General features: G+C 66.5%; 20 protein-coding genes. 9 read left to right on the top strand and 11 right to left on the bottom strand.

The features are described from left to right. Positions 1–115: 115 nt before the first annotated feature. Complete coding sequence (gene acnA, locus ACWIGM_RS25505; RefSeq protein WP_454028784.1) at positions 116–2,827, bottom strand: aconitate hydratase AcnA; 2,712 nt, start codon at positions 2,825–2,827, stop codon at positions 116–118. A gap of 236 nt (positions 2,828–3,063) precedes the next feature. On the opposite strand from acnA, the gene ccmA reads away from it, so the two are divergent. Beyond that, the gene (gene ccmA / locus ACWIGM_RS25500) at positions 3,064–3,684 is read left to right on the top strand and encodes a heme ABC exporter ATP-binding protein CcmA (protein ID WP_454028783.1); all 621 of its coding nucleotides are present in this window, start codon (positions 3,064–3,066) and stop codon (positions 3,682–3,684) included. Continuing rightward, positions 3,681–4,346 (top strand): heme exporter protein CcmB, encoded by a 666-nt coding sequence (gene ccmB / locus ACWIGM_RS25495; RefSeq protein WP_454028782.1) that lies wholly within the window; start codon positions 3,681–3,683, stop codon positions 4,344–4,346. The genes ccmA and ccmB overlap by 4 nt, the downstream gene beginning before the upstream one ends. A gap of 3 nt (positions 4,347–4,349) precedes the next feature. Here the strand turns inward: ccmB and ACWIGM_RS25490 are convergent, their stop codons facing one another. Further along, on the bottom strand, positions 4,350–4,577 hold the full coding sequence (locus ACWIGM_RS25490; protein ID WP_454028781.1) for a hypothetical protein: 228 nt from the start codon (positions 4,575–4,577) through the stop codon (positions 4,350–4,352). A gap of 201 nt (positions 4,578–4,778) precedes the next feature. On the opposite strand from ACWIGM_RS25490, the gene ACWIGM_RS25485 reads away from it, so the two are divergent. The 4 genes from ACWIGM_RS25485 (at position 4,779) to ACWIGM_RS25470 (ending at position 6,643) form a co-directional block, all read left to right on the top strand. Beyond that, positions 4,779–5,021 carry a hypothetical protein gene (locus ACWIGM_RS25485; protein WP_454028780.1) on the top strand — a complete coding sequence of 81 codons (243 nt, stop codon included), beginning with the start codon at positions 4,779–4,781 and terminating at the stop codon, positions 5,019–5,021. Between the two features lie 100 nt (positions 5,022–5,121). Next, entirely contained in the window at positions 5,122–5,880 is a 759-nt protein-coding gene (locus ACWIGM_RS25480) for a heme ABC transporter permease (protein ID WP_454028779.1), read from the top strand. Further along, positions 5,880–6,050, top strand: a complete 171-nt coding sequence (gene ccmD, locus ACWIGM_RS25475) for a heme exporter protein CcmD (protein ID WP_454028778.1) — start codon at positions 5,880–5,882, stop codon at positions 6,048–6,050. Before ACWIGM_RS25480 ends, ccmD begins: the two co-directional genes overlap by 1 nt. Next, complete coding sequence (locus tag ACWIGM_RS25470) at positions 6,047–6,643, top strand: DsbE family thiol:disulfide interchange protein (protein ID WP_454028777.1); 597 nt, start codon at positions 6,047–6,049, stop codon at positions 6,641–6,643. The genes ccmD and ACWIGM_RS25470 overlap by 4 nt, the downstream gene beginning before the upstream one ends. A gap of 10 nt (positions 6,644–6,653) precedes the next feature. Here the strand turns inward: ACWIGM_RS25470 and purQ are convergent, their stop codons facing one another. The 6 genes from purQ to purC are packed head-to-tail and all read right to left on the bottom strand — an operon-like array spanning position 6,654 to position 9,986. Continuing rightward, positions 6,654–7,349 (bottom strand): phosphoribosylformylglycinamidine synthase subunit PurQ, encoded by a 696-nt coding sequence (gene purQ, locus ACWIGM_RS25465; protein WP_454028776.1) that lies wholly within the window; start codon positions 7,347–7,349, stop codon positions 6,654–6,656. Then, complete coding sequence (locus tag ACWIGM_RS25460; protein ID WP_454028775.1) at positions 7,346–7,852, bottom strand: GNAT family N-acetyltransferase; 507 nt, start codon at positions 7,850–7,852, stop codon at positions 7,346–7,348. Before ACWIGM_RS25460 ends, purQ begins: the two co-directional genes overlap by 4 nt. After that, positions 7,849–8,091, bottom strand: coding sequence for a phosphoribosylformylglycinamidine synthase subunit PurS (purS, locus tag ACWIGM_RS25455; RefSeq protein WP_454028774.1), 243 nt, complete (start codon positions 8,089–8,091; stop codon positions 7,849–7,851). Before purS ends, ACWIGM_RS25460 begins: the two co-directional genes overlap by 4 nt. Before the next feature lie 53 nt (positions 8,092–8,144). After that, complete coding sequence (locus ACWIGM_RS25450; RefSeq protein ID WP_454028773.1) at positions 8,145–8,585, bottom strand: ankyrin repeat domain-containing protein; 441 nt, start codon at positions 8,583–8,585, stop codon at positions 8,145–8,147. Positions 8,586–8,619: 34 nt separating this feature from the next. Further along, complete coding sequence (locus ACWIGM_RS25445; RefSeq protein WP_454028772.1) at positions 8,620–9,153, bottom strand: hypothetical protein; 534 nt, start codon at positions 9,151–9,153, stop codon at positions 8,620–8,622. A gap of 38 nt (positions 9,154–9,191) precedes the next feature. Then, entirely contained in the window at positions 9,192–9,986 is a 795-nt protein-coding gene (gene purC / locus ACWIGM_RS25440; RefSeq protein WP_291675428.1) for a phosphoribosylaminoimidazolesuccinocarboxamide synthase, read from the bottom strand. A gap of 344 nt (positions 9,987–10,330) precedes the next feature. Here purC and ACWIGM_RS25435 point away from each other — a divergent pair, with 344 nt between their 5' ends. Further along, entirely contained in the window at positions 10,331–10,654 is a 324-nt protein-coding gene (locus ACWIGM_RS25435) for a DUF1476 domain-containing protein (RefSeq protein WP_454028771.1), read from the top strand. A gap of 144 nt (positions 10,655–10,798) precedes the next feature. Continuing rightward, positions 10,799–11,584: an HpcH/HpaI aldolase family protein gene (locus ACWIGM_RS25430; RefSeq protein ID WP_454028770.1), complete on the top strand. Its 786-nt coding sequence runs from the start codon at positions 10,799–10,801 to the stop codon at positions 11,582–11,584. 119 nt (positions 11,585–11,703) lie between these two features. On the opposite strand, the gene ACWIGM_RS25425 is transcribed toward ACWIGM_RS25430, so the two are convergent. Beyond that, complete coding sequence (locus ACWIGM_RS25425; protein WP_454028769.1) at positions 11,704–12,345, bottom strand: DNA-3-methyladenine glycosylase family protein; 642 nt, start codon at positions 12,343–12,345, stop codon at positions 11,704–11,706. A gap of 90 nt (positions 12,346–12,435) precedes the next feature. On the opposite strand from ACWIGM_RS25425, the gene gluQRS reads away from it, so the two are divergent. Beyond that, a complete protein-coding gene (gene gluQRS, locus ACWIGM_RS25420; protein ID WP_454028768.1) occupies positions 12,436–13,320 on the top strand; it encodes a tRNA glutamyl-Q(34) synthetase GluQRS in 885 nt (294 codons plus the stop codon). A gap of 45 nt (positions 13,321–13,365) precedes the next feature. Here gluQRS and ACWIGM_RS25415 read toward each other — a convergent pair whose 3' ends face one another. Together ACWIGM_RS25415 and ACWIGM_RS25410 are read right to left on the bottom strand one after the other, a co-directional pair. Beyond that, on the bottom strand, positions 13,366–14,283 hold the full coding sequence (locus tag ACWIGM_RS25415) for an AEC family transporter (protein ID WP_454028767.1): 918 nt from the start codon (positions 14,281–14,283) through the stop codon (positions 13,366–13,368). Positions 14,284–14,307: 24 nt separating this feature from the next. Continuing rightward, the gene (locus ACWIGM_RS25410; RefSeq protein ID WP_454028766.1) at positions 14,308–16,341 is read right to left on the bottom strand and encodes a M23 family metallopeptidase; all 2,034 of its coding nucleotides are present in this window, start codon (positions 16,339–16,341) and stop codon (positions 14,308–14,310) included. Positions 16,342–16,711 lie beyond the last annotated feature (370 nt).

Below are 16,711 nucleotides of genomic sequence, written 5' to 3'. Positions count from 1 at the left end.
GCCGAGGATGGCTGTGACCGCCCCCTTACACCTGAGTGCAGAATAGGACAACCGTCACGACCAAATAGAGACGCCCGGCTGTAGGGCCGGGCGTCGAGTATCGTCTTCGCAAGCCTTAGGCTGCGATGCCGCGCAGCACGTAGTGCAGGATGCCGGCGTTCTTGAAGTAGTCGAGCTCGTCCAGCGTATCGATGCGGCAGAGGATCGGAACCTTTTTCACCTTGCCGTCGGCATAGGTGATTTCGGCTTCGAGCGTCTGGCGCGGCTTGACGGTGGCGAGGCCCTTGATCGTCACGCTCTCGTCGCCCTTGAGGCCGAGCGAAGCCCAGCTGGTGCCTTCCTGCAGGGTGAACGGCACCACGCCCATGCCGACCAGGTTCGAGCGGTGGATGCGCTCGAAGCTCTGGGCGATCACGGCCTTGACGCCGAGCAGGTTGGTGCCCTTGGCGGCCCAGTCGCGCGAGGAACCGTTGCCGTATTCGACGCCTGCGAAGATCACCAGCGGCACCTTCTCGGCCTGGTAGCGCATCGAGGCGTCGTAGATCGGCAGCTCTTCCTTGCTGGGATAGTGGATGGTGTAGCCGCCCTCGCGCCCGTTCGGACCCATCATGTGGTTGCGGATGCGGATATTGGCGAAGGTGCCGCGCATCATCACCTCGTGATTGCCGCGACGCGTGCCGTACTGGTTGAAGTCGGCGACGGCAACGCCATGCTCAGTGAGATAGGCGCCGGCCGGCGAAGCGGCCTTGATCGAACCGGCCGGGGAGATGTGGTCGGTGGTGATCTTGTCGCCGAACAGGCCGAGGATGCGGGCGCCGATGACATCGGTGACCGCAGCCGGCTGCTTGCCCATGCCGCGGAAATAGGGCGGGTTCTGGACATAGGTCGACTTGTCGTCCCAGGCATAGGTCTGGCCGGTCGGCGCCTTGACCTTCTGCCAGTTGGCGTCGCCCTTGAAGACGTCGGCATATTTCGCCTTGAAGATCGCCTTGGTGACGTTCTTGGCGATGAAGGCTTGGATCTCCTTGTTGGAGGGCCAGATGTCCTTGAGATAGACCGGCTTGCCGTCCTTGCCCATGCCGAGCGGTTCGGTGGTCAGGTCGATCTGCACGGAGCCGGCCAGCGCATAGGCGACGACCAGCGGCGGCGAGGCGAGATAGTTCGCCTGCACGTCCGGCGAGACGCGGCCTTCGAAGTTGCGGTTGCCCGAGATCACGGCGCCGGCGATCAGGCCCTGATCGTTGATCGCCTTCGAGATCGGCGCCGGCAGCGGGCCGGAATTGCCGATGCAGGTGGTGCAGCCGAAGCCGACCAGGTTGAAGCCGAGCTTGTCGAGATCCTTTTGCAAGCCGGCCTTGGCGAGATACTCGGCCACGACCTGCGAGCCCGGGGCCAGCGAGGTCTTGACCCAGGGCTTGACCTTGAGGCCCTTCGCCACGGCATTGCGGGCGAGCAGGCCGGCCGCCATCAGCACCGAGGGGTTCGAGGTGTTGGTGCAGGAGGTGATGGCGGCAATGACGACGTCGCCATGGCCGAGATCGAACTTCTCACCCTCGACCTTGACGCGGCGGGAGAGCTCGCCGCCCTTCTTGTAGTCGGTGTCCATCGCGGCGGCGAAACCGCTCTTGATCGCGCCGAGATCGGCGCGGCCTTCCGGACGCTTCGGGCCGGCCATCGAGGCCTGTACCGTGGTCAGGTCGAGCTCGAGCGTGTCGGTGAAGACCGGGTCTGGCGTCGAGCGGGTCGCGAACAGCCCCTGCGCCTTCGAATACTTCTCGACCAGGGCAACGCGGGCCGCTTTGCGGCTCGTCGTCTCCAGATAGTTCAGCGTCTCGGCGTCGACCGGGAAGAAGCCGCAGGTCGCGCCGTATTCCGGGCCCATATTGGCGATGGTGGCGCGGTCGGCCAGCGTCAGGCTGTAGAGACCGGGGCCGAAGAACTCGACGAACTTGCCGACGACGCCCTTCTTGCGCAGCATCTGCGTGACGGTGAGCACCAGGTCGGTCGCGGTGATGCCTTCCTTGAGCTTGCCGGTGAGCTTGAAGCCGATCACCTCGGGCAGCAGCATCGACTGCGGCTGGCCGAGCATGGCGGCCTCGGCCTCGATGCCGCCGACGCCCCAGCCGAGCACGGCAAGGCCGTTGACCATGGTGGTGTGCGAGTCGGTGCCGACCACGGTGTCGGGATAGGCGACCTCGACGGTCTCGGTCTTCTTGCCCTTCTTGACCTTCTCCTTCGCCGTCCAGACGGTCTGGGCGAGGTATTCCAGGTTAACCTGGTGGCAGATGCCAGTGCCGGGCGGCACGACGCGGAAATTGTCGAAGGCGCCCTGGCCCCATTTCAGGAAGCGATAGCGCTCGCCATTGCGCTGGTATTCGAGGTCGACGTTCTGCTTGAAGGCCTTGGGCGAGCCGAACTCGTCGACGATGACCGAGTGGTCGATGACCAGGTCGACCGGCACCAGCGGGTTGATCTTCTTGGCGTCGCCGCCGAGGGCGACGACGCCGTCACGCATCGCGGCGAGGTCGACCACTGCCGGCACGCCGGTGAAGTCCTGCATCAGCACGCGGGCGGGGCGGAAACCGATCTCCTTGCCGGCCTTGCCCTTGTCGCTGAGCCAGCCGACGAAGGCCTCGATGTCGGCCTTGGTGACCGAGCGGCCGTCCTCGAAGCGCAGTAGGTTCTCGAGCAGCACCTTCATCGAGAAGGGGAGCTTGGAAATGCCGGCGAGGCCGTTCTTCTCGGCAGCCTTGAGGGAGTAATAGACATATTTCTTCGTGCCGACGGTCAGCGTCTTGCGGCACTTGAATGAATCGAGCGAGGCCATGAGGGCTTACATCCTGATAAGGGGGTTGCGGTCACGAGCCGGACCTCTCCTTGCGGATCGATACGGTCGAAGGCCTGTTGCGCATGACGCGCACGCCGCCCCGGGAGTGCCCGAGCCCCGCGCCGGATCGGCGTGCGGCGTAGCCACGGGTTCTATAGATCAATTCCAAGAAGCCCGCTACAGGCTCGATATGCGTCGCACGAGGGGCTAGTGACGCTTCGGAAGACAGGCTCGGCGTGACGCAAATTCGATTCCAGACCTTTGCCTTGACGGCCGAAGGACTTGCCTGCCGCCGCGGCGGTCGCGCGATCTTCGACGGCGTCGGCTTTCGCCTGGAAAACGGCGAGGCGATCGCGCTCACCGGCCGCAATGGCGCCGGCAAGTCGAGCCTGATCGCCATGCTGTGCGGGCGCCTGCGGCCGGAGGCGGGCGCGATCCGTTTTGATGGCCTCGAGGACATGCCGCTAGCGGAAGCGGCCCACCTGGTCGGGCACCGCGACGGGCTCAAGACCGCGCTGACGGCCGCCGAGAACCTGCATTTCGCGCAGGAGCTGCTCGGCACGCCAGGCCTCGACCCGGCCAAAGCGCTCGCCACGGTCGGCCTGCCGCATGTCGGGCCGGTGCCGGTTGGCTATCTCTCGGCCGGCCAACGCCGGCGGGTGGCGCTGGCGCGGCTCCTGGTCTCGTCGCGGCCGATCTGGCTGCTCGACGAACCGATGGCGGCACTCGATACCGGCTCGCAGACGATGCTGTCGCAATTGATGCAGGGGCATCTGGCGGCGGGCGGCGCGATCCTGGCCGCGACCCACGGGCCGCTCGGCCTCGACGGGGCGCGCGAACTCAGGATCGGGCCGTGAGCGGCGCTTTCCTTGCCATCCTGAAGCGCGATCTCGCGCTGGCGGTCCGGGCTGGCGGCGGCGGCGAGCTTGCGCTCGTCTTCTTCCTGACTGTCGTCGTGCTGATCCCGTTCGCGCTCGGGCCCGACCTCAACCTGCTGTCGCGGATCGGCCCGGCCATCCTCTGGCTGGGGGCGCTGCTGGCGACGCTGATCGGGCTCGACCGGCTGTTCCAGGCCGATGAGGAGGACGGCTCGCTCGACCTGATCCGTGGCGCGGCGCTGCCGCTGGAACTCGCCGTGTTGGCCAAGGCGTCGGCGCACTGGTTGACCACAGGCCTGCCGTTGACCTTGGCTGCGCCGCTGCTCGGGCTGCTTGTCGCATTGCCAGCCGAAAGCGTCTTGCCGCTGGCCGCGAGCCTGGCGCTGGGTACGCCCGCCCTGAGCTTCATCGGCGCGGCGGCCGCGGCGCTGACTGCGAATCTCCGCCGCGGCGGGCTGATCCTGCCGGTCCTGGTCGCGCCGCTCTGCGTGCCGGTGCTGATCTTCGGTGTCTCGGCCTCAAGCGCAGCGCGGGGGCCGATGTCGTTGCAGAGCCCGCTGCTGATCCTGGCAGCGCTGTCGCTGATGGCGGCTGTCGTTGGGTGTATCGCGGCGGCGGCGGCATTGCGCCAGCCTGACTGACGTTCAGCTCCCGGACAGCTCGCGGCTGTCGAGCTCGAGCGCGAAGCCGGATTGGGATGCCAGATGAGCAACGACGGCAGCGATATCCTCGAGCGCGACATTGTCGTCGACGAACCGGAGCTGGACCTCTTCGGCGACACCGAAGACATTGACGACACGCGATTCACCGGCCTTCGAACGCAGAGTCGTTTCGATAGCGCGTCGCATGGGATCGGAAAGCGTGATGAGCATGACAATCCCTCCTGTGCCAAACAGGTATCCGCAATCTGCGTGAGGCGCAAGCAAAAATACTAGTAATTTCAGATAGTTAGTAAGATGTGCTAGAGGCGCCGGAATGGCATGACGCTAAGGTAGCGCCGACGCTGCTGCTGCTTGTAAATGAGCTCTTTGTGCTCATATAGTCACTTACTCATTTTTAGCGCGGGGGGCGCGATGTCGGACCTGGAACGCGGCGAACGCCTGCAGATCATGTTGAGCGCAGACGAGCTTCGCGCCGTCGAGAACTGGCGTTTCGACAAGCGCATGCCGAGCCGGGCCGCCGCGGTCCGCGAACTGCTCAGGCGCGGGCTTGCGGCCGACGGCTTCCTCACGGCAGGCGAGGGCGTGACCTCCGGCCGTTTCGGCGTTGTCGACAAAGCCGGGGCCGCGGCTTCCGAAAGCGAGAAGGACAAATAGCGGCCTCATCGTCGCAGGCTCAGCTCATCGATTGTGAGCCGGCCCGGCGATTGCTACATGCTCTCTGGTCGAAAGAAGAGCAGAGCCGGCCACCACCTTCATGGCGAGCCTCACCGAACTGGCCAATCCGGCGCGCTTCATGCGCCTGTCGAGCGTGTTGCTGCCCTGGCTTTCGGGCGCGGCAGCGCTGCTGCTCGCCATCGGCTTCTATCTCGTCTGGTTCGTCGCCCCGTCCGATTACCAGCAGGGCGAAACCATCAAGATCATGTACATCCATGTGCCGGCCGCCTGGCTGGCGCTGATGTTCTATTCGATGATGGCGCTGTCGGCGCTCGGCGTTCTGGTCTGGCGCCATCCGCTTGCCGACGTCGCCCAGCAGGCGGCCGCGCCGATCGGTGCCTGCTTCGCGCTGATCTGCCTGCTGACCGGCTCGTTCTGGGGCAAGCCGATGTGGGGCACCTACTGGGTCTGGGATGCGCGCCTGACCTCGATGCTGGTGCTGTTCCTGCTCTATCTCGGCCTGATCGCACTGCGCCGCGCCATCGACGAGCCCTCCCGTGCCGGGCGCGCCGTCGCGATCCTGACGCTGGTCGGCTGTGTCAACATCCCGATCATCAAGTTCTCGGTCGACTGGTGGAGCACCTTACACCAGCCGGCCTCGGTGCTGCGCCTGGGTGGACCGACCATCCATGCCTCGATGCTCTGGCCGCTGGTGATCACCGCGGTCGGCTTCACGCTGCTGGCGCTGGCGCTGCACTGCGCCGCCATGCAGGCCGAGATCCTGCGCCGACGAGTCCGGACGCTGACGATCTTCGAAGCCGAGCGGCTCGACCGCCTCTCGCTGCAGGCGGCGCAATGATGGGCGCGCTCGGGCCCCATGCCGGCTTCATCCTCGCGGCTTATCTGGCGGCGGCGGTGATCCTGGGCGGGCTCGCCACGGCGATCCTGCTCGACCGGCGCGCGCAGCGGCGCGCTCTCGCAGCGCTGGAAGACCGCGGCGCCGGTCGCCGTGGCAGGAATACGCCATGAGCGAGGCTTCCGTATCGCCGTCGCGGCGCTCGCCCTGGCTCTACGCCATTCCGCTGCTGGTCTTTGCGGCGCTGGCGGCGGTGTTCGCCAAGGGATTGTTCTCCGGCGATGCCAGCAAGGTGCCCTCGGCGCTGATCGGCAAGCCGGCGCCGGCGATCACATTACCTTCACTGGACGGATTGCTGCGCGACGGCCAGCCCGTGCCGAGCTTCGGCATGGCCGACCTCGCCAAGGGCAAGGCGACGATCGTCAATGTCTTCGCGAGCTGGTGCGCGCCGTGCCGGGTCGAGCATCCCTTCCTCGTCGCCATGGCCGACTCGGCCGCGGTGAAGCAGGGCAAGGTCCGGCTCGTCGGCTTCAACTACAAGGACGAGGCCGAGAATGCCCGCCGCTTTCTCGGCGCGCTCGGCAATCCCTACTCGGCGGTTGGAGTCGATCGTGCCGGCCGCGCCGCGATCGACTGGGGCGTCTACGGTGTGCCCGAGACCTTCCTGATCGGGCCGGACGGGCGCATTCTCGACAAGCATGTCGGCCCGCTCGACGGGCAGGCGGCCTCACGCATGCTGGCGAAGGCGGCGGCGCTGGTGAAGTGACGGCCTGAGGTCAGGCCGCCTTCTTGCCGCCGACCAGGCTCTCGAACATGCCGCGACCATCGGTGCCGCCGACGAGGCCGTCGATCAGGTTCTCCGGGTGCGGCATCAGGCCAAGAACGTTGCGGCCGGGCGAATAGATGCCGGCAATACCACCCAGCGAACCGTTCGGATTGGCTTCCGCCGTAACGTTCCCATCCGTATCGCAATAGCGGAAGGCGACGAGGCCTTCGCCTTCGAGCCGGGCGAGCGTCTCGGGATCGCAGATATAGTTGCCCTCGCCATGGGCGATGCAGACATCGATCGTCTGGCCCTTGGCATAGGCCGAGGTGAAGGCGGTGTCGTTGCGCTCGACCTTGAGGTGCTGGCGCTTGCAGACGAATTTCAGATCGGCGTTGCGGGCGAGTACGCCCGGCAGCAGGCCGGCTTCGCAGGCGATCTGGAAGCCGTTGCAGATGCCGAGAACGAGGCCGCCGCGGGCCGCATGCGCCCGCGTCGCGTCCATGATGTGGGCGCGGCCGGCGATGGCGCCGCAGCGCAGATAGTCGCCATAGGAGAAGCCGCCGGGCAGGACGACGAGGTCGGTGCCGGCCGGCAGCTCGTAGTCACCATGCCAGACATGGTCGACCCGGGCGCCCGCCTGACGCAGCGCCTTGGCGACGTCGCCGTCGCGGTTCGAGCCGGGGAAAGTGATGACGGCGGCCTTCATGGATTCGACCTTTTTGACTGGCGGTAGGTCTCGGCACTCATCGTCATGGTTATCACCGTGACGGCTTCGTCGCTGTGTCCTTGCTCCTCGCGCCGGCTCTCCTCCCTCATCCCAAGGGAAGAGTAAAGAGCGATGCCGCTCGCATTGTGGGCGCGAACGCCCAGCCGGGCACTGTGGGCGCCGAGATCGTCGAAGATCACCTGCAGCGCATGGCCGAGCAATTGCCGGCCATGGCCGCGCCGCTGCTCTGCGACAGCGATGCGACGCACCAGGATGGAGTCGGCCTCGGCCGCGACATCCTGCAGCATCACGAAGCCTGCGACGGCGCCATCGGATCGGCGCGCCACAAAATAGCGATGCGTCGGGTCGGCCATGCCGGCGAGATGCTCATCACGGCTCCAACGGCCGACGGTCGCGTCGTAGCCGGGCCCGCGCTCGCAGGCCATGATCGCGTCGATATCGGCCGGCGTCGCCGGTACGACCACCGACGTGTGCCGGCTCATGCCAGCAGCTCGACCCGGTAGTTCTCGATCACGGTGTTGGCGAGCAGCTTCTCGCAGGCGGCCTTGAGCGCGGCCTCGGCGGCAGCCTTGTCGGCACCGTCGAGCTCGATGTCGAAGACCTTGCCCTGGCGGACGGAGCCGACGCCGTCGATGCCAAGCGATTTCAGCGCACCCTCGATCGCCTTGCCCTGCGGGTCGAGCACGCCGGTCTTCAGGGTGACGGTGACGCGGGCTTTCATCGTGATCTCCGGGCGGGATTGTGCGGGTGCCTTAGCGGCGAATCGATGCGGGCTCAACTCTTTGTCGCGTCCGCTACAGAGGCGGTGGTGACGCGGCTGTCCAGCAGGCCTTGCAGATAGTCGAGCACGGGGCCTGCCAAATCGCCGCCCATCTTCGCATGTGTGACCAGCGGGATGCCGTGGGGACCGGGTGCGGTGAGCGCGGTCGGTACAGCGGCGAGGTGGTTGCGGACCAGGTCGAGATGCCCCAGCATCGCTGCCGCGAAGACGTCCATCCGTGCGCCTCGGGCGAGCAGGAATTCGGCGATCTCCCGCCGCCCGGTATGGGCAGCCGCGCCGAGCCCGCTCTCCCAGTCGCCGCCGCCCCAGTCCCAGACTGCGTTCACCAGGGTCGGATGTTCGGCGACGAGCGCCGTGACCCGCTCGAGATTGCCGTGCGCGGCGCGGACGAAATCCTGGACCAGTTGTGGGTCGAGCTGTGGCTTGTCGCCCATCGGGGTCTCCTAACTTACCGGTCGATCGGCAATGTCAGCGGCTCGCCCAGGTGGCGCGGGCGAAATCCTGGGCGGCCTGCGAATCATCCGTCACCGCGATCGCCATGGTCAGCGTGTCGTCCTTGGGGGCGTAGAGGATCGCGGTCGAGGCGAGGCGACCGCCTTGCTTGGCGCGGATCTCGACCAGGATGCCGTCGGTGCCTTCCTGCTTGAAGCGGGAGACGGTGGTGATGCTCGCCGGCTTTGCCGCCTGCTTCGCCTTCGGGCGTTTCGAGAATTCGCGCGCCAGCCGCGCCGGGCTGAGCGCGAGCGTCTTTGCCATGTCGGCGGCCTCGCGACCCTCGAAGCTCAGCAGCGCGGTGACGCCGGGCCGCTGGCAATCCTCCGGCGTGCAGTAGACCATCGCCTTGGGGTTGATGCCGTCATTCACCACCCAGTTGCGGATCGGCAGCGGCTCCCAGCCGCGCCCGGCCGCGAGCTGGACCAAGCCCGGGCCGAAATGGTCGGCGCAGCCGGCGATCAGCAAAACGCCGAGCGGGAGCGCGCCCAAACGCAAACGGGAGCGCAAGCGCCCCCGTCCGGTCTTCAGATCGAAAGCCGTCGCGCTCACTGCACGAGGCGCGGCCCGGTCGGGCCCGGCTTTTCGTTCTCGCCGAGAATACCAAGGCGGCGCGCCACCTCGGTATAGGCCTCGATCAGGCCACCCAGGTCGCGGCGGAAGCGGTCCTTGTCCATCTTGTCCTTGGAGCGGATGTCCCAGAGACGGCAGGAATCGGGGCTGATCTCGTCGGCGACGACGATGCGCATCATGTCGCCTTCCCAGAGGCGGCCGCACTCCATCTTGAAGTCGACCAGGCGGATGCCGGCGCCGAGGAAGAGGCCGGAGAGGAAGTCGTTGACGCGGATGGCGAGCGCCATGATGTCATCGATCTCCTGCGGCGTCGCCCAGCCGAAGGCGGTGATGTGCTCTTCCGAGACCATCGGGTCGTTCAGCGCGTCGTTCTTGTAGTAGAACTCGATGATCGAGCGCGGCAGCTGCGTGCCTTCCTCGATGCCGAGCTTGGTCGAGAGCGAGCCGGCCGCGACATTGCGGACGACAACCTCGAGCGGAATGATCTCGACCTCGCGAATCAGCTGCTCGCGCATGTTGAGCCGGCGGATGAAATGCGTGGGAACGCCGATATCGTTGAGATTGCTGAAGATGTGCTCGGAGATGCGATTGTTGAGCACGCCCTTGCCGTCGATCACTTCGTGCTTCTTGGCGTTGAAGGCGGTTGCGTCGTCCTTGAAATGCTGGATCAGCGTTCCGGGCTCCGGTCCTTCATAGAGGACCTTCGCCTTGCCTTCGTAAATGCGACGGCGGCGGTTCATCGGGATATACCGTGGCTTGAGGAAATCCAAAGGGGTCGGCCTCTCTCTGGTCGCGGTCGCCCGCGGCGGGATCATGGCCCTGTTCAGCACGCTCTCGCGCAATCCCGTTGCTCTGTCGAGTTCGATCTTGGCGCGCCGGTCCGGCTGGTTCATGCGGGCCTCGCTCGGTCGGGAGCTCGCCACGCTCGCGCTATATGGGCCTTTCGCGCCGCAAACGCAACAAAGCGCCCGAGGCGGGGCCGTGGAACCCGTTCGAAGGGGTTGAGGTCACTCTCCCAGCGGAGCCTCTAGCCCGCACGGCCATCACGTTGCTATATGGCGAAGCTGATATCGCGCCGCAGCAAGATTGCCGCTCCGAAGAGGATAAATGCCAGATGACCACCTTCGACCAGCGCAAGGACGCCTACGAGAACAAGTTCGCGCATGACGAGGAGCTGCGCTTCAAGGCGACGGCCCGGCGCAACAAGCTGCTCGGCCTGTGGGCGGCGGAGAAGCTCGGCAAGAGCGGGGCCGATGCCGAGGCCTATGCCAAATCGGTCGTGCTGGCCGATTTCGAGGAGGCCGGCGACGACGACGTGCTGCGCAAGGTCAAGGCGGATTTCGCCGCGGGTGGCGTCACGATCGCGGATGACGAGATTCGCCGGACGATGACCGAGCTCTTGATCACGGCTGCCGACGAAATCCAGGCTGGCCGCTGAAGAATACTCGGGCGCAAGGCGGCCTTCGCCGCATTGCGCCCTTGAGCATGGCGCATGCCGCATCGTTTGCCTTTCACCGCCGGTTCGGTTCAGGCTCGATGGACCCGCCAGTGGTGAAGAGCGGGCAACCGGATGAATGCGCCCATGACCGCCGCCAAGCCGACCGTGCTGTCCTCGCTCGCCGACCGCCTCGCCAAGGGCGAGACGCTGCTCTCCGCCTGGTGCGGGCTGCCCGATCCGAGCGTCGCCGCGATCCTGGCGCAGGAAGGCTTCGACGCGGTCACGCTCGACATGCAGCACGGGCCGATCACGCTCGCCGAGGTGATCCGGGCGATTCCGCTGATCAATGCCGCCGGAAAGCCGGCGATTGCGCGCATCCCCGTGGGCGAATTCCAGAACGTCTCGAAGCTGTTCGATTCCGGCGCCTCCGGCGTAATCGCGCCGATGATCAACACGATCGAGGATGCGCACCGGCTCGCGGCCTATGCCAAGTACCCGCCGCTGGGCGAACGCAGCTGGGGCAGCTATGGCGGCCTCGGCGCCTCCGGCCTCGATCAGAACGACTATCTCAACCAGGCCAACAGCTTTTCGCTGACCTTCGCGATGATCGAGACGCGCGAGGCGATGGCGATCGTCGACGACATCCTCGCCATCGAGGGGATCGACGCGCTCTTCGTCGGTCCGTCCGATCTCTCGATCGCGTTGTCGAGGGGCGCCTCCGTCAACGCCTCCGCCAAGGAGGTCGACGATGCGCTGCGCCATATCGTGGCGCGGGCGAACGCCGTGAAGAAGCCGGTCGCGTTCTATGCCGCAACCGCCGAGCGGGCCAAGCAGGGCGTCGAGATGGGCGCGCGCCTCGTCACGGTGATGAGCGACACCGGCCTGTTGCGGGCAGCGAGCCAGGCGGCACTCAAGGTGATCAAGGGCTGAAGCCCATAAGAAATCCGGCGGATTGCTTCGCAATGCCGGATTCGTAAGTCGCTGGAAAAATCCTGCTCTGCGGGATTTTCCAGCGAACGGAATACCGAATCCTTCGGAAGGATTCAGTATCAGGCGTTGATGCCTTCGCGCGACTTCAGCACTGCGTAATAGGCCCAGAGCAGGCGCGCTGCGACGCCGCGCCAAGGCCGCCACGCCTCCGCCAGAACGGCCAGCTCGGCGGGCTTCGGCCGCGCCGGCAGGCCGAAGGCGACCTTCGCCGCCTCCTGCACGGCGAGGTCGCCGGCGGCGAAGCCGTCACGATGACCGAGGCAGAACAGCAGATAGACATCCGCCGTCCAGGGGCCAATGCCGGAGACCGCGGTCATATGGGTGTGGACGAATTCCGGCGTCGCCGTCTCCAGCGAAACCAGATCGAGCCGGCTCTCGATGATCGCCGCAGCGACGGCGCGCAGCGTCTTCTGCTTCGGCCGCGACAGTCCCGAGAGCCGCATCTCCTCATCGCTGGCGGCGAGGACGCGTTCCGGTGTCAGGGGGCTGAGCACGCTCTCGACCCGGGTCCAGACGGCGCGGGCGCTCGCCACCGAGAGCTGCTGCGAGACGATGATCGAGGCTAGACTCAGGAACCCACTCTCGCGCCGACGTAGTGGCGGGATGCCGGTGCGGGAGATGATCCGCTCCCAGGCGGGATCGAGCGCGGCGAGGGCCGCCATGCCCTCTTCGAGATCGGCGGTACGGGAAATCGTCGTCATGCTGGTCCGGTCTATCGCCGATCACACTTCCCGGTCCTGTCAGGAGGACCGGGCTTGGCGGGGCGCGCAGGGGACCATAGACAGGAGGCGATGGCGTCGTCTCCACCCGTTTTCCGTTTCGCACCAAGCCCGAACGGGCAGCTGCATCTCGGCCATGCCTATTCGGCGCTGGAGAATGAGCGGCTGGCGGCACGCTTCGGCGGCGAACTGCTGCTGCGAATCGAGGATATCGACCTGACCCGCTGCCGGCCCGAATTCGAGCAAGGCATCCATGAGGACCTCGCCTGGCTGGGGATGTCCTTTTCGCCGGAGGTGCGGCGGCAATCCCTGCATTTCGAGGATTATCGTCGGGCATTGGACCGGCTTGACGCCATTGGGCTGGTCTATCCCTGCTTCTGTTCGCGTCAGCAGGGGAAGGAGGCGGTTCGCCGCCGCGAAGCCGAATCCGGAATGCCCTGGCCCCGCGATCCCGATGGTGCGCCGCTCTATCCGGGAACCTGCCGCACCCTAAGCGAGAGAGAGATGTGCGGACGCCGGGAGGCGGACGAGCCGCATGTGCTGCGCCTCGCCATGGATCGGGCCCTGGCCCGAATGGCTGGCAAAACACTGTCCTATCGCCTCTTCGACGAGAGTGGAGAGGAGCACGACATCGTCGTCGAACCGGCGCGATGGGGCGACGTCGTACTGGCGCGCAAGGACGTGCCGACGAGCTACCATCTTTCGGTCGTGGTCGACGATGCGATGCAGGGCGTCAGCCATGTCGTGCGCGGGCAGGATCTCGAAGCCGCGACCGATATCCATGTGCTGCTGCAGCGCCTGCTCGGCCTGCCGACGCCGCGCTATCATTTCCACCGACTGCTCAGCGACGAGACCGGGCAGAAGCTGGCGAAGAGCCGGCGGTCGCCGGGGCTCGCCGATCTGCGGGCGCAAGGGGTTACGCCGGAGGCGATCCGGGCGCAGCTCGGTTTCACGTGAATCGCTTCCGGCCCGCAGATCTTGATTGGGTGAGCGGGAATCCTACTAGCCGACGCCGAGAAAGGTCAGCCAGCCGATCGTGGTGAAGAGCGAGAGACCGGTCGAAAGCGCGATCGCGCTGGAGGCGTCGGAGACGCCCTGCTTGTAGCGCTCGGCGAAGAGATAGGCGTTGATGCCGCAGGGGCAGGCGGCGAAGAGCACGGCGACGCCGGCCCAGGCCACTGGCATCGCGAACACCTTCGTCGCCAGCAGGAAGACGATGAGCGGGTGCAGCACTAGCTTGAGGAAGCTCAGAATCGCGGGTAGGCCGATGCCGGAGGCCAGACCATAGCGCCGGAGCGCGATGCCGAGACTGATCAGCGCGCAGGGAACGGCTGCGCCGGCGATCAGGTCGATGATCGACCAGAGCGGCGCCGGGACCATGCCGACGAAGGGCCGCGCGGCGCTGCCGAGCAGGATGCCGATAATGATCGGATGGGTGAAGAGCCGCTTGAGCAACAGAATCGGCGAAGTCCCCTTGCCTTCGGCGAGCAGCGTGGCAGCCGTCATCGTCACTGGCAGGTGCACCGCCAGCAGCAGGCCGAGCGGAACTGCGCCGGCCTCGCCATAGGCCTTCAGGATCATCGGTACGCCGACGAAGACGGTGTTCGACTGCGCCGCCGCGAAGCCCGAGACGACGAGCTCGGGGCCTTTGCGGGCGAACAGACGCTGCGCCACGAGCTGGGCCAGCACCCAGACGACGGCGAGGCCGGTGAAATAGGAGATCCAGTAGCCCCAGGGCTGGTCCGGCGGGATCGCTGCCGTCGCCAGTGTCTTGAACAGCAGGCAGGGAACAGCGAGCACGAAGACGAAGTCGGAAAGGCCTTCGCCGGTGGTCTCGCGCAGCACCTTGGTCCAGCGCGCGCCATAGCCGATGGCGATCAGACCGAAGACGGGCAGAACGATGAGGAGGGAGGAGAGCATTGGCCCGTGGGCAGAAGTTGAATGTCAGCGCAACTGCGCGGTCTGGCCTCCGGCCCGTTCGATCAGGCCCTGGATCTCGTCGCGCTGGCGCTTGAACTCGGCGAGGGTCCTGCCGTCGAGCTCGCGGCCGCGCGGCACCTTGATCTTCATCGGGTTGACGAAGTTGCCGTTGACCATGACCTCATAGTGCAGATGCGGTCCGGTCGAGAGGCCGGTGTTGCCGAGGAACCCGATCACCTGGCCCTGGCGCACCTTGACGCCCGGCGCGATGCCCTTGGCGAAGGCCGACTGGTGCGAATAGGTGGTGACATAGCCGTTGGCGTGCTGGATCTCGATCCGGCGGCCATAGCCTGAATCCCATTCCGCCTTGATGATCGTGCCGTTGCCGGCGGCGAGGATCGGCGTACCGATCTTGTTGGCCCAGTCGACGCCCGTGTGCATCTTCGAATAGCGCATGATCGGGTGGTAGCGCATGCCGAAGCCCGAGCGCATCTCGGCATCGCTGATCGGCTTGCGCAGCAGGAATTTCTTCAAGGAGCGGCCATCGCTGTCGAAATAGTCGATCAGGCCGTCCTCGGGCGCCTGATAGCGGAAGACCTGCCGGGTCTCGCCGCCGATGGTGAGCGTGGCGGAGAGAATCTCGGCGCGCTCGCCCTCGTCCTCATCGGTGAAGATGACCTCGAGATTGTCGCCGCCGCGCACGCGCTGCTGGAAATCCAGATCGTAGGAGAAGATGCGGACGAGCTCGTCGATCAGCGGGCGCGGCAGGTCGTGGCGCAGCCCGGTCTCGTAGAGACTCTCGTAGAGGCGCGCGCCCGTGCCGCCCTCGCTGTCGTCGTCCTCCTCCTCGTCCTCGGCGTTGGCCTGCGACTTCTGCTGCGGGCCGATCGTTTCGGCCTTCGGCAAGGTGACCGGGACGAAAGCGCCCTTGTCATTGACCGCGACAGCCGCCGTGGGCCGGCCGTTCTCGAGCAAGGTGACGCGGACGATCTGGCGGGGGTCGCCCGGGCGCGGACCCGGTGCGAACAGCGCCTGCAGCACCTGGCCTTCCGGCAGGGCAGCGACCTTCACGCGGCCGTCGAACGCCCTGATCATCGAGACGATCTGGTCGCGACTGGCGCCGACATTGCGCACCACCGTCTCGAAGTTCTCGCCGCGCCGGGTGATCAGCAGCTTCTCCTCGACCTGCGGTTCGCGCGTGGCGGCGATCGGGGTCTTCGGCGCGTTGGTGACGTTCTCCGGGACGACGCGGACCTCGATACCCGAGAACGAGGTGTCGGTCGCGGGCGCGTAGGAGAGCAGGCTGCCGCCGGCGCCGGCCTGGCTGCCCTGAGCGAGGGTGCGGCTCAGCATCAATTGCGGCGGAATCGGCAAAGCGGCCCGGCGGTCGGCGGCGGCGAGGTTGGCGCGCTCCTCCTCCATCTGGTTGACCACGTCGGCGTCGGTCAGGTTGGCCTTGCCCGGCGTAACCGGCAGGTCGGCGAGGTCGCGCTTGGTGATCGAGACGTCCGCATCCGGCATTTCGGTGACCGGCTCGGCATAGCGCTCGCTGCCGGGCGCGCCTTCGGCGAAGAGTCGCAACGGATTGAAGGGCGGGATGTTGGTGGCGTAAACGCCGCTGGTCAGCGACAGATTGGTCGAGAGCCGGACAAAGGGCCGGACCCGGATGACCTCGCGGTCACCGATGCGCTGGGACATGGGCGCACGCAAAGTGTGCCGGGCCGAGGCGATCGGCTGCTCGGCGACGAGCTTGTCGCCCTTGCGCGCGCCGCCGCCGACCGAGGTGGTCTGGTGCAGGGTGATCGGCTCGGGGCGTTCGACGAAGCTGGTGTCGCCGCGCACGGCGACCAGGATGGCGCCGCCGAGCAGGGCCGCACCGCAGGAGCCGACGAGCAGACAGGCCGCGAGCCAGCGCAGCGAGACGCCGCGGCGATCCATGCCGGCCGGTGTGGCACCTGCGGGCGTGATTGGCGGCTCGATTCCAAGATCGACGAGGAGCGCCGTCGCTTCCGGCGTCAGCGGCTCATGCGGCGCTCTCAGATCCGGAGGGGCGTTCATCGGGCGTCTGGCGAGTCCATGAAAAGCACCCGACGGGCGCCGGGCGCGATGCCGTGATTGAGCATGGCCCCTATAGAGAAGAGAGCATGCCTTCGTCACGCGCCGGAATCAATCTCGGGACCGGTCCCGACGGAACGCCGCCGCGTGGACGTCGCGGCTGTGGGCAATAATTACGGCTGTTTGCGGGCGGGAGCGTTGCGGGAGGGGCGAGCGAGGGCGGCCGGACGGGCCGGAATTCCGGCGAAGATCGCGAGCCGGATAAAAAAATGAGGCCCTGTCGAAAAACTTTCAAGAAGCGTGTTGACATGGGAAGCGGGGTCCCCCTATAAACCGCCCATCGAGACGGCGCCGCCGCTGGCGGGGCCGCTCT

It is taken from the genome of Allobosea sp. NPDC055332 (assembly GCF_053645455.1).
This window is presented reverse-complemented; position numbering and strand designations above follow the sequence as displayed.